General features: G+C 41.6%; 16 protein-coding genes. 1 reads left to right on the forward strand and 15 read right to left on the reverse strand.

Translation table 11 applies throughout. From position 1 onward, the window contains the following. Positions 1–353: 353 nt before the first annotated feature. The 15 genes from CARFE_RS0109520 to CARFE_RS15685 all read right to left on the reverse strand — a co-directional run bounded on the left by CARFE_RS0109520 (position 354) and on the right by CARFE_RS15685 (position 13,512). Complete coding sequence (locus CARFE_RS0109520) at positions 354–767, reverse strand: phosphate-starvation-inducible PsiE family protein (protein ID WP_028052599.1); 414 nt, start codon at positions 765–767, stop codon at positions 354–356. A gap of 59 nt (positions 768–826) precedes the next feature. Further along, the gene (locus tag CARFE_RS0109525; RefSeq protein ID WP_028052600.1) at positions 827–2,011 is read right to left on the reverse strand and encodes an ABC transporter substrate-binding protein; all 1,185 of its coding nucleotides are present in this window, start codon (positions 2,009–2,011) and stop codon (positions 827–829) included. Positions 2,012–2,185: 174 nt separating this feature from the next. Continuing rightward, positions 2,186–3,376, reverse strand: a complete 1,191-nt coding sequence (locus CARFE_RS0109530; RefSeq protein WP_028052601.1) for an ABC transporter permease — start codon at positions 3,374–3,376, stop codon at positions 2,186–2,188. Beyond that, positions 3,366–4,064, reverse strand: coding sequence for an ABC transporter ATP-binding protein (locus tag CARFE_RS0109535; RefSeq protein ID WP_028052602.1), 699 nt, complete (start codon positions 4,062–4,064; stop codon positions 3,366–3,368). Before CARFE_RS0109535 ends, CARFE_RS0109530 begins: the two co-directional genes overlap by 11 nt. Further along, positions 4,061–5,098 carry an efflux RND transporter periplasmic adaptor subunit gene (locus CARFE_RS0109540; protein WP_028052603.1) on the reverse strand — a complete coding sequence of 346 codons (1,038 nt, stop codon included), beginning with the start codon at positions 5,096–5,098 and terminating at the stop codon, positions 4,061–4,063. The genes CARFE_RS0109535 and CARFE_RS0109540 overlap by 4 nt, the downstream gene beginning before the upstream one ends. 9 nt (positions 5,099–5,107) lie before the next feature. Further along, complete coding sequence (locus CARFE_RS0109545) at positions 5,108–5,773, reverse strand: YIP1 family protein (RefSeq protein WP_028052604.1); 666 nt, start codon at positions 5,771–5,773, stop codon at positions 5,108–5,110. Between the two features lie 106 nt (positions 5,774–5,879). Further along, on the reverse strand, positions 5,880–7,364 hold the full coding sequence (locus tag CARFE_RS0109550; RefSeq protein ID WP_028052605.1) for a hypothetical protein: 1,485 nt from the start codon (positions 7,362–7,364) through the stop codon (positions 5,880–5,882). A 15-nt stretch (positions 7,365–7,379) separates the two neighbouring features. Further along, positions 7,380–8,786, reverse strand: coding sequence for an ABC transporter ATP-binding protein (locus CARFE_RS15675; RefSeq protein WP_051250270.1), 1,407 nt, complete (start codon positions 8,784–8,786; stop codon positions 7,380–7,382). A gap of 55 nt (positions 8,787–8,841) precedes the next feature. Beyond that, entirely contained in the window at positions 8,842–9,117 is a 276-nt protein-coding gene (locus tag CARFE_RS0109560; RefSeq protein ID WP_028052607.1) for a hypothetical protein, read from the reverse strand. An 84-nt stretch (positions 9,118–9,201) separates the two neighbouring features. Then, positions 9,202–9,870 (reverse strand): SdpI family protein, encoded by a 669-nt coding sequence (locus tag CARFE_RS0109565; RefSeq protein ID WP_034542006.1) that lies wholly within the window; start codon positions 9,868–9,870, stop codon positions 9,202–9,204. Between the two features lie 66 nt (positions 9,871–9,936). After that, on the reverse strand, positions 9,937–10,410 hold the full coding sequence (locus CARFE_RS14930; protein WP_051250271.1) for a ferritin-like domain-containing protein: 474 nt from the start codon (positions 10,408–10,410) through the stop codon (positions 9,937–9,939). Between the two features lie 39 nt (positions 10,411–10,449). Continuing rightward, positions 10,450–10,881 (reverse strand): zinc ribbon domain-containing protein, encoded by a 432-nt coding sequence (locus CARFE_RS0109575; protein ID WP_028052609.1) that lies wholly within the window; start codon positions 10,879–10,881, stop codon positions 10,450–10,452. A 38-nt stretch (positions 10,882–10,919) separates the two neighbouring features. Next, the gene (locus CARFE_RS15680) at positions 10,920–11,828 is read right to left on the reverse strand and encodes a lysine exporter LysO family protein (protein ID WP_051250272.1); all 909 of its coding nucleotides are present in this window, start codon (positions 11,826–11,828) and stop codon (positions 10,920–10,922) included. A gap of 32 nt (positions 11,829–11,860) precedes the next feature. Continuing rightward, positions 11,861–12,652 carry an enoyl-CoA hydratase/isomerase family protein gene (locus CARFE_RS0109585; protein WP_028052611.1) on the reverse strand — a complete coding sequence of 264 codons (792 nt, stop codon included), beginning with the start codon at positions 12,650–12,652 and terminating at the stop codon, positions 11,861–11,863. 452 nt (positions 12,653–13,104) lie between these two features. After that, the gene (locus CARFE_RS15685; protein WP_028052613.1) at positions 13,105–13,512 is read right to left on the reverse strand and encodes a YckD family protein; all 408 of its coding nucleotides are present in this window, start codon (positions 13,510–13,512) and stop codon (positions 13,105–13,107) included. Between the two features lie 322 nt (positions 13,513–13,834). Between CARFE_RS15685 and CARFE_RS0109600 the strand changes: the two genes are divergently transcribed. Continuing rightward, positions 13,835–14,626, forward strand: coding sequence for a hypothetical protein (locus tag CARFE_RS0109600; RefSeq protein WP_028052614.1), 792 nt, complete (start codon positions 13,835–13,837; stop codon positions 14,624–14,626). Positions 14,627–14,629: the final 3 nt, after the last annotated feature.

Genomic DNA, 14,629 nt, shown 5'->3' on the forward strand with positions numbered 1-14,629 from the left:
ACCCCGAAGTTTTACCCCAAAAAATCTTGCGATTTTTTGGGGACCCCGTTATAAAAACCTGTTTGCACAGGTCAGGTCCTATGAAAGGGTCAATCCAAGCTTTTATTCCCTTCCGTACCCTTACCGAGTACGGGCCGCTTGCCGTTATTCCCTTGCCAAGGTACCTGTCGCTTTCGGCGTTTCCCGCCGTCAGCGACGTCTCTTAATTTATCATATCTCTGCGTCCCCTGTCAAGCGGTTTTTACCTGCTTTTTTGCTTCCGGTCCTTGCCGCTGATGCCGTGACGCTTTTTTAATATACCAAATTCCTTTACCTTTTTTCAAGAGCTAATTTCTGGAAATACATTTTCTTTACTAATCATTTGAACAGGCTTCGGCTTTTTTAACAATGTAATAAGCTACAGACAACACCAAGATAATCAAAGTATTCGCACCTATCTCAAGCAACGGATCCCAACCATGACTTTTATTTAATGAAATTTGCGCTTCTACAAAAAGGTTTTGTCTGATAGCAGAAATAATACCTATCATAATAAATGAAGCAATGCTAAAGCGTTCTTTTTTAAAAAATTTTATGACCGTCCATAAAACCTCTTTAATGATCATAATTAATAATGCATTTCCAATAAGTAGCAAAACATTTTTAGTTATCGAAAAACCGGTTAAAGTACTTAAGACAATTCCTCCAACCGCTGCAACAAGCATGAACACCGCAACTAAGTGAATTAAATACTCTATCCAAAGTAAGTATCTTACTGCGTTAAACATTTTTTCCGCTACTCCTTTCTTTATTTACATTTAAAGGCCGGCAAATGCCGGCCTTTATCTTAAGGTTCAATAAATTTCTTATAAGTTTGCTTACCATCAACAAACTCTAAAATCACTAAACCTTTTTTAGCATTGTGCTGCTCATCAATCGATATTTTACCCGTTACCCCTTCTACATCTTTGACATTTTTGAGAGCATCTTTAATAGCTTCCGGGGTAATTTCTTTCGCATTCTTTAAAGCCGCAGCTAAAACATAGCCAGTGTCATACCCAAGAGCCGCTAAGGCATCAGGTACGTTGCCGTATTTTTCTTTATATTTTTTGACAAACTCTTTTACCTTGGGATCATCCCGATCCGGGGAGTAGTGGTTTGTAATGTAGCAATTTTTCAACGCATCTTTCCCGGCAATTTCTATAAGCTTGGGCGAATCCCAGCCGTCGCTACCACCAAAGGCTACATTTATTCCCATTTCCCGGGCTTGCTTCACGATTTGACCAACTTGCTCGTAATAAGCTGGAACATAGATGAAATCCGGATTTAAATTTTTAATTTTTGTTAAAATCGAGCGGAAATCCTGATCGTTTACAGTAAAGTTTTCATCGGCTACAACTTCACCACCGCCGGCTTTAAAGCCTTCGGTGAAAAATTTAGCCAAGCCCACCGAATAAGGAGAGGTATTATCCTTTAAAATAGCAGCTCTTTTTACTTTTAATTCTTCTGTGGCAAATTTAGCCATTGCGGTCCCCTGGAAGGGATCGATAAAGCAGGTCCTAAAAACATACTCCCGTACTTTCCCGGTTTTCGGATCTACGGTAACATCGGGGTTGGTAGCCGTCGCGGTTAACACCGGCACTTTATTAGCTTCCGCAATGTTAATGAAAGCCATCGTGTTACCGGAAGTAACCGCTCCAAAAATAATTGGTACTTTATCCTGGGTAATTAATCGGGTGGCCACCGATGCCGCTTCGGTGTTATCTGATTTATTGTCATACTTGATAATTTCGAGCTTTTTGCCGTTTATGCCCCCGGCAGCATTGATTTCATCCAGGGCAAGGGTAAACCCGTTCAAGGCAGATTGACCAAAGGAAGCCACATTACCCGAAAGCTCTAAGTTTACACCAATCTTGATTACATCCTCACTTTTCTTTTCTCCGGTAGATTTAGTCCCACATGCCGACGTAAAAACTAACAAAAACGCCAGCAAGGAAACCAACAATAAAGTTGTAAATCCTTTTCTCTTCATCTTCCATCCTCCCGTAGTGTTTTTAATCTTTATCTTTTAAGCAAGCAACCCAACTTACCCCTTTACTACCATCCCTCCATTCTACCGCAATTTTAAGAAAATTTTATCTTAAAAACTCTTTTTCTGTCTAGCCTTTACAAAAAGTATACAAAATACTATAAACAGTTTTGCTTTCTATTCATACCTTAACGCTTCAATGGGATCAAGTTTAGCTGCCTTATTGGCAGGATATATACCAAATACCACTCCTACCAGCGTCGAGAAAAATACGGCCAAAACCATGCTCCACCAGGTAACGATAAAAGGCCAGCCGGCAATTTTTGCCACAACAAAAGCAATTATCACCCCCAAGATTAATCCAATAATCCCGCCAAGCAAACATAAAAGGAGCGCTTCAATTAGAAATTGGATTAATATATCCCGTCTTTTGGCTCCAATGGCTTTGCGTATCCCAATTTCTTTGGTTCGCTCCGTTACCGATACTAACATGATATTCATAACACCAATGCCGCCAACAAATAAGGAAATCCCGGCAATAGAGCTAATAATCAGGGTAACTAATCCCAGCACTTTATTGGCCACCTGCAGCTGTTCTTCCATATTAAAACCTTCGTATAAATCTTCCGTTCGGTGGCGTTTATTTAATATGCGCTTGGTCTGTTCAATAGCTTCCTTAACCTTATCGGCCGATACCGCTTCCCCTTCTAACTGGTCTACCCGGGTAGTATTAAAAAGCCGCTGCCAGGAAGTAAGCGGGAGATATATCCGGTAATTGGGCATTCCCATATTAAAGCTTAATGTTTCGGTTTTAGAAACACCCACCACGGTAAAAGGTAAACCTCTGATTTTAATGGTTTTTCCGGTAGCATCCGCGGTACCAAAAAGTTCTTTTGCTCCTTTTTCATCAATTACGGCCACTTTCCGAAAATACTTAACATCTTCCTCAATTAAAAATCTACCGTTAACTAACTGAATATTCCGCACCTCTTTATACTCTGGAATCGTCCCCACCACAATTAAGTCAATTTTTTTGCTGCCAGAAGCTCCTTTGGCCATATCATAGCTGGAAGGAACTATTCTTTTCACTGCCGGGGCCCCCGCTTCTACCGCGCGGACGTCATCTAACGACAAACGTTGATCCGGACGGATTGTTTCCTGGCCAATGGTTTTGGCGTACATAATAAACAGGTTGGAACCAATACTTTTCATCTGCCCGAGAGTTGCTTCTTTCCCTCCCTGACCGATGGACAGCACCGCCACCACCGCCATCACACCAATAATTACCCCAAGGGCAGTTAAAAAAGAGCGCATTTTGTTGGCCCATAGGGAAGAAAGCGCAACCCTTAAACTCTCTTTAAGCTCCAACGCCTTGCCCCCTCTCTATTGCCCGGTCTTCGACAATTTCGCCATCACGAATTCTAATTAACCTTTTAGCAAAGGAAGCCACATCCGGTTCGTGGGTGACCAAAATAATTGTTACCCCTTCCTGGTTTAAACCGGTTAAAATATTCATAATTTCCGTACTGGATTTAGTATCTAAGTTTCCCGTTGGTTCATCGGCTAAAATTAATAAAGGATTGGTAACTAACGCCCGGGCAATGGCCACCCTTTGACGCTCACCGCCGGAGATTTCATTGGGCTTATGCTCTAAACGATGGGAAAGTCCAACCTTTCTTAGAGCTTCAATAGCTTTTTCTTTCCTTATTCCAGGTTTTACTCCTTGATAGAGAAGAGGTAGTTCGACATTTTTTAAGACGTTTTCCCGCGGTAGAAGATAAAAGTTTTGAAACACAAAGCCAATTTTTCGGTTCCGGATTTCCGCCAGCTCATTATCGGAGAGACTTCCTACATCTACCCCGTCTAAATAGTATTTTCCGCTATCCGGACGGTCCAAGCACCCCAGAATATTCATTAAGGTAGATTTACCCGAACCCGACGGTCCCATGATGGCCACAAACTCGCCGGCGCTTACGGTAAAGTTAATGTTTTTTAAAACTTCTACCCGACTTTTGCCGAGAAGATAGCCTTTAGTTAAGTTTTCGACCCGAATCATTTAACTTTCACCTTATCCCCATCTTTTAGCTCAGCCGGCGGGTTTACCACTACAAGGTCACCTTTTTTGACTCCGGATAAAACTTGGGCTTTTAAATCATCGCTAAGCCCCAGCTTTACTTCTTGAAGTTTTACCTTATCTCCCACCACTATAAACACATATTTTTTCGTCTCCCGCTCCACAATGGCTTCAAAGGGAAGGGTTAAAACTCCGTTTTTCCGCCCCGCTTCGATTTTTAAGTCTACCTTATAGCCTGGCTTTAGCCCTGTAATATCCCCGGTGATTTTACCGTTAAACCCTACTTTAATCTCTTCCCCCTGGGCCGATACCGTCTTTACCGCCTGCGGTTCTACCGTTTCAATTATCCCGGTATACTCCCGCTCCAAACCTTCCGCTTGGGCGGTAAATTTTTGCCCCGGGGAAATTAAGGCAGCATCAAATTGGTTTACCATTCCTTTTACCTTAAAACCTGATAAATCCCCCACCACAATTACTGGAACACCTGGATTGGCGGTTTGTCCCGCTTCCACATTTACCGCTAAGACTACCCCCGAAAGCTTAGTTTTAAGCTGGGTCTGGGCAATTTTCTCCTTTAACATCTCTACCCGATCGCGGGCCGACTTTAGCTGGACTTCCAAGCTTTTGGTAGAGGTTTGGTTCATCCCCGGAAGTTTTTCGGCCTTTTTGGCGTCACTTAGCTGGACTTCAAGTAATTCTACCTGGTTTTCGGCTTCTTTTAACTGATTTTTAAGTTCAGTATCGTCAAGTCTTAAAACCACCTGCCCCGCCTTTACCTTTTGCCCCGGTTTTACCAGGACCTCTTTTACAGTGCCCGGTGTATAAACATAGATGTTTTCCGTTGTTTTAGGTTCAATGGTACCTTCAGCAAAAGCATATTTGACAATATCCCCTTCGGCTACTTTGGTAGTCTTAACGGCTATTCCCGGATTTTTTTTAATTTTAACAACATTTAAGCCTGCGACCCCGCCAATAAACAAGACGATTACAACTATAGCTAATATTTTTTTCTTCATAACGCCCTCCTAAGCCATTTTCTGTAAACTTTGTCCGCCAAAAAACGCGCTTATAATTGAAATTAAAATAAAAATTATTAACCAAAAAGCGATGCTTTTTTTAGTATCGGTATTAAAAGCTTTCCCGTAACCATAGCCTAACAATACTATACCCCAAAGGGTAAAAAAGTCAATTTTAGACAGAAATATGTGGATAAAATCCATCTTTACTTCTCCCGGCAAAAGTAATAAAAACGAAGTTTTTACATCAAGATAATTTTCAGGCTTCAGATAGTAAATAAGTCCGGCCCGGACAAGATTTCCGATTAAGATCGGAACCCAGCTTAAAACCGCAATTTTAAGATAAAGCCCCATTTTCCCTTCTACTCCCGCAAACTGGGAATATAAAGATAAAACCAGCCCAATTAAAAGCCAGATAAGAAACGGTGTTATTCCAGCTCCAATTAATCCGCTAATCTTTGCCCCTTGAAGGGCTACGGTAAGTTGTTCCGGCGGTATTCTATCTACTAACATTTTTTTCGTGGTTTCAAGCATGACTGGCATAATAAGCCAAGCCGCAAACACATTTAACACTGCAATGATAATTCCACTTAACCAAAAATTTGTTTTCTGCCACTCTTCCTGAAAAACTTCCCCGGGAGCATAAATGACTTTAATTAAATTAGTTAAGCCCATATTCCTCCACTCCTTTGCCTTTAACTTTTCCTTTTTTCCTTAAAGGTCTTTTACCATACCTTGGGGTTTTCTAAAGGCCAATTACCACCTCCTATCCTGTCATAATCTATAAGCTATATCTTCGTTTTAAGAAAAGCCCGGTCATAGCCATCCCCAAAATTCCCGCAACAGCAGCTCCTAAAACGGCCTCCGGCCAAGGAGTTAAACTAACAATAAAATAAAAAGCAACTAAAATCCCTCCCATCATCACTGCTGAAAGTAAACTATAAAACGTTAACGGAACCTGCTCCATCGCCATATCGGTTAGCGAACTTCCGGCATAATCAACTTTGTTCATGGTCAGGCCCGCAGGAACCAGGGACAGGGCGAGACCCACGGTAGTTCCGATGATGGAGAAAACTATGCTTAATAATGCCGCATGTCCTTTTAAACCAATTACGCCGTTCATAAGACCCGCAGTCACTCCGGCAAAAAAGATCAAAGGAAGATAGGCCAAAAACTTTCCGGTAGCTAATTGTCCGGGAGCAATAGCCGCAAGCCATAATAGCCCTACCCGCCGGCCCTCGGCCTGGTAGGCAGTCGCAATTAACTCCCCAAAGCAAAAATACCAGATGGCAAAAGTTGTTATCAAGGGAGATAAACTATTTACCATGGCCCCAAGCCAGGAATTTATAAGAGGCAGCAGGGATAAAATTAGCAAGGCCAGAATTCGAATCGTGGTTAAAGGATTTCGCCAGAGAAAAAGCCATTCTTTTAAAATTACCGCCTGAGTAGGAGCGGGTAAGCGAAAGACCGAAAGCAACTTCAGGATGAACTCCGTTTGCTTTTTCCCAAACCTCCCGGTTCCCCGCTCTTCTTGTTCTAAAAAAGCTTTTTCCCATAAAGCTGCCGACTTTAACCCCATATACAGAATAACTCCCCCGACCACCAGAAGAATTGGTATCCACCATATTAGTTCCGGCAAATTTAAAAACGCCCATACTTTCACCCTTTTCCCTTTTACCAGGGTTGTGCCAAGCCACAGGGCCACCGCCAGCCCGGCAATTTGCAGAAAAGGAGTAACTATTAACAAAAGACCGCTAAGCCTCAAAAAAAACCGTTTAACCACCAGTAAAACTAAAAGGGCCAAGCCGGTACCAATAAGGGGAATAAGAAAGTACAAAACCAAAAGCTCCAAATGCCAATGGGGAAACCAGACCCGGGCCAGGGCCAGGGCCATTAAGGTGGGAGTTTGTAAAGTAGGACGTAGATTAGCCAGGTAAGCAGTAACGACCGTTGCTTTAATAATCTCCTGCGGGTGTCTAACTATCAAACGGTCCACCCGGGCTTTAAAGCCAAACAACATCCGCTCCGCCAAAAGATAACCATTTCCAAAGGTTATGGGCAAAGTCAAGGCGGCAAGGGCCACTAAATCCCCTTCCGACTTTAAACCATACCCCACATCATTAAGAAAAACTCTCATGCCAACGAATATTGAAATCAGGGTTACTAATTCCAACAATATTATTAAAAGACCCGAGCGATTAAACCGAATCCGGTCATTCCAGGTTTCCCTTAGTTTTATTTCGACTAAAGTCCGCCAAAGCACCATTAATCCTCTACTCCTTTAACCAGTGGTCTCTTCACCAATTAGCTTTAAAAATAAAGGCTCCAGGCCGCCAGAAACTGCAAACGACTCACACAGCTCCTCCACCGTCCCCAGGGCTCTAAGCTGACCCCGATGGATTATTCCCACCCGGTCGCAAAGTTTTTCCGCCACATCCATCACATGGGTTGAAAGAAATACGGTTTTTCCCTGGCTTTTTAGATTTAAAAGAATATCCTTAATTTTCGCTAAAGTTGGGGCATCAAAAGCATTGGTAAGCTCATCCACTATAATAATTTCCGGATCGGAAAGAAGGGCAAGAGCTACCGATACCTTTCGCTGCATTCCCAGGGAATAAGTGTTAACCATATAGTCACTTTTAGCTTCCAGGTCTAAAATCGCTAAAAGCTCCTCCACTCTCTTTTTGGTCCATTCCTCGGGCAGGTTGTAAAGTCGCCCCGCCATAATAAGAAGCTCCCTTGCCGTTAACCGCTCGTAAACCAAAGGGGTGTCGGGTATATAGCCAATTTGGCGCCGCACTAAAGCTCCAGGTTTCCACAAATCTTCCCCCCGCACCAGAATCGTGCCTTTCGAAGGGCATAAAAGGCCCGTCATCATTTTGATGGTAGTTGACTTCCCTGCCCCATTAGCTCCAAGAAAGCCAAAAATCTCCCCGGGATACACCTCCAAGTTTAAATCCAAAACCGCCGGGTAATCACCGTAATATTTGGTTAAATGTTTAATTTCCAGAATTGGGATTTTATTTGATTTAAGATTTGGAGGTGTAAGAGATATTATTTGCCGGGTTTTATCCTGGACGGATTTAAGCGTATCCTGGCGGGACTTAATTTGGTCTAATTCTTTCTCCGGGCGGACAATCTTTGTAATGGTTTCTAAAAACCCTTCCGGCTCATCGGCGTTAATTAAAATTTCTCGTATAAACCCCCACCGGCTTTTATCAGGACCAGAAGATGGGGCTTTAACCATAATTAGCTCCGAAAGGTTTAATTGGATGACATCACTATTGCGTGAAAGACAATACAGCCGCTCATCTTCCCGGAAAACACTTACATTTAATAAATCTCCCTGAGGAGCTGAAGCCAAAGATACCGCCTTAGCCTCCATCACCAAAGAAAGCGGCAAACGACATTTAAACCTCGGACCCAGACAAATAATAAGTTCATCAGGAGTTAAAACATGCGCCGACCCAAGCATTAGACGGTTTAAGTTTGAAACATAAAGATATAACGCCAGCATTAGGGCAAGTACCAGGTAAAATAGCCAGCCTTTGGTCATCATCATATAAATAGCAATTCCCACTATTAAAATTTCCACAGTCACTATCACCTGTAAGGCCCACACGAATTGTCGTAATTGGTGACTCTTTTTGGTATTAGTAAAGACTTTTTTATTTTCGATATCTGCCATCGTCCTACCCCCAAATACCTTATTTCCACATTATATTAATTATTTCCTTTAATTTTCACATAATTTTCCCATTTTTTTCTGTAAACGGCGGTCCAGCCAAACCCAGGGGAAAACCTACAGCGATAGAATTACCAATGCCTGTTTGAGTAATTTTAGGGGACTGAAAAAATAAAAAGTCTATTATACCTATTACAATTAAAACAATAACAGGTAGCATAAATCCTACTGATAGCCTTTTTCTTTTTGGGATCACCGGCCTTAAGCGATATCCGATAAGGTACGCAACAGGAGTAATTATTAGCGAAACAAAAACAAATAACAGGTAATTCACCCGAACTCCCCCTGTATTAGTTACCATTAAGAAAGCAATAACCGCAAAACCATTACCATTGTTAACGGCTTTACTTCCCGCCGTTTATTTGTTATTCTTTTTTTCCTGCTCGTAAAGCCGATAGGAATAAATCATTACCGCTACCGTGGTAAAAAGGGGTAGTAAAATAAACATTAATAACTCCACCATCGGCGGTAAAAAAGCTGCTAAAGCCATTATGATTCCGGAAGCTATAAAAAATTTGCCAGAAGCTTTATGGGTTTTTTCCCAGACCGTGGGACTTTCTAATGTCCAGGGGGTACGGATGCCAAAAAAATAATTGGATTTAACCCGACCAAAGGTAAAGCCAATTAAAATAAATAACAGGCCAATACCTATCGGCACCAGTTTCCCAATCGGCAACTGATAGCCAAGACCTACCAAAAGCGTCGCAACATGCATAGCCCCCATAAATATTAGAAAACCGTTAATAAATAAAACATAAGCCCCAAAAAACTTTTCGTAATTTTCCCGCCGGGGGTCAATAAAGGGAATGACTATAAATAAGAGAAATAACCCAAGGGTAAAAAAGGGTAAAAACCAAACCCCAAAACCTTTAGAACTCCAGCCGTCAACCTCCCCGTATAAATTCCAATGGGTCGGAATTTTAGCCGGAAGCATTGGATATAAGTAAAAACTTACGCCAAAAATGGCGATGAGGATTAGCAAAGAAAACCAGTAATAACGGAAAAAATTTTTCAAAGTAAATTTCATATTTCGCCCTCCTTTAGGTGAAAAAATAAACAGCAGGAAAGATTAACAATCCTGCTGCCAAGGATTTTAAGATATCAGCTTTTTACTTAGCTTTAACACGTGTCCCCGTTCTTCGTTTATTAATTTATCAACCATCGCTTTATCTTTATCATCAACTAAATTTTTAAGTTCCAGGAAAAACAACAAACTATCTTTTTCAAACTCCAAAGCAAATTTTAAAGCTTCGTTGGCATCGGTAATTTTCGCTGCCACCTCTTCTACTTTTTTACCCTGGAAGAGATGCAGGTTAATTATACTTTCCATGTACTCCCGGTACTCATCAAAGTAGGTCTCCGGCAGGTTTTCCGCTTTGACATCCCCAAACATCCGCTTAAAATCTTCTTCGTGCTTTACTTCTTCATCGGCCAGCTCATCAAAAAGTTTTTCTAACTCCGTTCCGGCAAAGGTAACCGCAAACTGCCGGTACATGGCAAGGCCGTTTCTTTCCACACTTACGGCAAATTCTAAAACTTCTCCTAAGCTTAGTTTTCCAAGATGCATTTTTAAAACCTCCTGAATTCCTTTTTTAGATTATATTCTTCATTTTTCTGTAAATCCCTTTTTATTCTTACCGGTAAATATTTTTTTCACCACTCTTAACCAAAAATAAGTAATAAGAACAGTCACTCCTAAGAGCATAAAGCCGTTAAGTCCTTCACTTAAAATAATTTCTAGCGATTCCCCTGCGGCGATCATTTCTCTAAAGCTCTTAATAAACTGGTAAAGAGTAAAAATACAAACAATAAGCCAGAGTATCCCTGTAAAAATTAATCCTAAAATAATCCCCGGTTTATCGGGTAAAGGTTTATCCAAAAGCCGCCGGCTGACTTGAACCCCTTGCCACATCACAGCCACCGGGTCGATGATTACCTGGTTTAGATCAAGGTTATTGCCGCAGTTTTTGCAAATTTTAACTCCCTCTTCATTTAAAAAACCGCAGTAAGGACAAAGAGGGGAAGTTTGCTGAGCCATTTTTAAATACCCCTTTGAAAGTGAAATTTATTTAAATTTTAAAGCAGGGTTAAAAAAGGCAGGACTATTGGCACAATAATTGTTAATACCGTCCCTGATAAAAGGGCGATAGCCCCGTAATAGGGTCCCTGGACCCGGGTAATTACTCCCAAGGTGGTATCCATGGAAGTAGCTCCGGCCACCGCAAGCGGAAAGTACGGAAAAAGGCGTGCTAAAAAAGGGGTTAAAAGGATGGTAAATAACTCCCGTAAAACATTGGCTAAAAACCCAATCGTCCCGGCTTCAATCCCCAGGTTTTTGGCTAAAATGGCGGTAGTTACGCTGTAAAACCCCATCCCCGCTGCCGAGGAAACCGCGATTCCTGGATTTATATTAAATATCAGGGCAAAAGCCACTCCCCCAGCAACACTTCCTAAAAGAGCTAATAGAGGAAAGGAAATTATTTTTACCCCTTTTTCGCGAACCTTTTTTATGAGCTCCCGGTCTCCGCCAAAGCTAACGCCGGTTCCCAGGTACAAAAAAGCAAGGGCAAAGGTAATGATACTGTCACTTAGGTTAAGAAATTTTTCCGGTAAAAGAAACGCTCCCCCTACTCCTCCTAAAACTACCGTTAAAACCAGTATGCCTACAAATTTAAGGTCATCGTGGTTCGCAGAAAGATTTTCTTCCACTCCTTCTACCTGAGCTTTTCTTTCAAAAAGGTAGATTAAAAGCATACTTCCCAAAGCCGCAAAAAGCATAATCCCAAAACTTTTAAGTCCAAGAACCATAAGGTTTTTTAAAACTTCCTGGTTGGTGGCAAGTTTTGCTCCAATCACAAAAAGAAGGACAAATAAAGAAAGACTAAACATTTTTATAAGTAAGCGGTTTAAAAAAGAAGACCACTTAAAATATCCCAGAAAAAATCCAAAAGAAAATAAAACAAGCGGTAAAGCAATATAAAACAATGCCTAATCCCCCGCCCTTATAAATTTTTAGTTTATCTTCCTTTAAACTTGGGAGGTCTTTTTTCAATAAAGGCATTAACCCCTTCCCGAAAGTCTTCGGTTTCCGCCACTAAAGACTGATAAAGCCGCTCGTATTCAAAGAAGGTGTTTAAATCCAGTGAGGGAGCTAAATGCAAAAGCTTTTTCGCATAGCCGTAGGCCCGGGTAGGACCATCGGCTAACTGCTTCGCTAAATTCATCGCCTCATCCAAATAAAGGTCATCATCCACCACCCGGTTTACTATCCCCAGTTCATAAGCTTTTTCTGCTGAAAACCGGTCGGCAGTAAAGATTAGCTCTTTCGCCCGGTGTACCCCCAGAGTCCGGGCTAAGAAAAACAGCCCCGATAAATCCGGCAGAAGCCCCACCTGGGAAAAAGCCATGGAAAAAATCGTGGACCGGGCAGCAATAATAATATCGGTGGCAAGAGCTATACTAAGTCCTGCCCCTACGGCATAGCCATGAACTGCCGATATTACCGGCTTCTCCAGATTTATAAGAAGGGTCAGCCAGTTGTGGACCAAGTTTTCCATTAAAGTAACCCGCTGGTCCGCAGGTGTTTTGGCAAAGTTAGCAAGCATCCTTTTCACATCGCCACCGGCACAAAAACCGGGACCGGCACCGGTTAAGACCACCGCTCGTATATTTTCGTTATTTTTAACCTGAAGGAGAATTTCGGCCAATTCCACCTGCATTTCTTCATTAACCGCATTGACAACATCCGGACGGTTTAAGGTTATTATCCCCACTTTGCCGTTTTGTTCAAAAAGTACCGTGTTGCCCACTTCCTCATTCCCCTTTGCTCATATTTTCCTCATTATTATAAGGGGTTTGTGAATAATTTTCAAACTTTTTAGGCAAAACTTTTAACTTTTCCTTAACACTTTTTGTGAATAAGAGCACTTGTTTTTGAGTGATTTTTTGTATACAATATACTTAGAGCAGGAGGTGCCACCGATGACAATTTTTTATTATGAAATTCTCGCCCTGATAAATAAAAACCATTAAAACTTTAGCGCTTGGCCCCTGCTTTTCAGCGTACTTTAAAAAAAACTTTACCAGAACCCTCTGGTATTTATGATGTTTTTGGTATACAATATGCACTGCAAGCTTCCTTAGTTTAACGTTTCTTTTTCTTAATGTACACAACCCGAATTTTCCCGCCAAAATTGGCGGGTTTTTTATTAAGCATAAAAAGAGAGCCTTCCGTAAAGGAAGGCTCTCTTTACCTAATAAACTAATTGGTTGCCGGAGGGGTAGTTGGAGCATAAGCACCGCCGCCAAATCCGCAGCCACCAAAGCCCCCGCCAAATCCGCAGCCGCCATATCCAGCTAAAGCGTTAGGACAGGCAGCTCCAGGGCCAAAGCCGTAACCACCGGCACCAGGTCCGGGAGTAACAGCAGCAGGATTTTTCTCCAGATAGTCAAGTCTTGCATCGATGTTCTTTTTAATCACTTCACCCTGCTCTTTAGTTAATAGCCCAGCTTTCACCCGCACATCCACCATCTTTTTCTGGACCTCAGCCATCTGACGGTACAATCCTTTAAGTTCCTCTAACTGCGGATTGGTAACTGCAGCAATTGCCGGAACGGCTATGGCCAGCAGTAAAACAACAATTAAGCCTGCTATAATTTTTTTCTTCATTACTTCACCTCCCGTTTCTTATTTCCTGCTTCTAAATTTACCACCAAATCTTTAGCAAACCGTGCCGAATTTGTTACGATTTTGTTACAGAAAACAGTATCCGGTAAACTACCGAAACATTAAGCGCTGAACCGAATAGTAACCACCCGTAATAATTAAAACAACAGCCAAAAATAATACCGCAGGGTTACGAAGAGAGTAGGAAAGGCTAAAGTTAACCTAATTAGATTTCATCATATGATTTAAAAAAATAATCTTTGCCAAAAGTACGCAAAAAATTTTAAAATATTTTTAAAAAAGTCCCATTACAAGGTGAGAATTGATGTTTTACAAAAAGCTTCAAGAAATCGCCAATGAAGATACGCGAAACTTTTTTAACGAATATGCTCCCCACCGGGAAAAACTGATGGCCGAAATCTTAAAGGCAAAATCTTCCGGACGGGCTATTATCCTGGGTGCAGGAAATTGCAATGACATAGATTTAAATGAACTCAGTAAAACCTTCGACCAAACTTTTCTTCTCGATATTGATGTAACGGCAATGGAACTGGGATTACAAAGGCAAAAACCCATTTATCCGGAAAAAATTAAAATTTTAGAATTTGATTTAACCGGTATTTTAGCCAATATTCAACTGGTAATCCGGGATACTTCCTTGGACACACTCCTAAATGCCTTAAAAGCGGTAAACGATAATCCAAAACTCCCCGAAGGATTCGAACAGAGCTTTGATTTGGTTGTATCCGCCGGTGTTATTACGCAGATAATTTATCCGTTAAAAGCAGCCGATTTCATGGCCGGCTTTTATTCCATCCATGATTTGTTGGAATTCTTAAGAGACCGTCTTTTTCGTCAACATCTCAAGTTAATTTCCCGGCTTTTAAAGGATGACGGTCGAGCAATTTTTACCGTTGACCATCCGCTGCACGATTATCCCCCGGAAGAAGCAGTTAAATGGCCCAGACTTTATATCCGGAGAACTTCCAGGCTCTACGATCAGCTAATTGAAGAGTCTCCTTTAGAAGATGTTGTCCCACCTACATACTGGCACTGGGAAATACCGGGGAATCACTTTCTCGTGGAATGCCATACATTAAAGCGGAAAATCTTTTAGAAA

This window comes from Carboxydothermus ferrireducens DSM 11255, from assembly GCF_000427565.1.
In the GTDB taxonomy this organism is placed as follows: Bacteria; Bacillota; Z-2901; order Carboxydothermales; family Carboxydothermaceae; genus Carboxydothermus; species Carboxydothermus hydrogenoformans.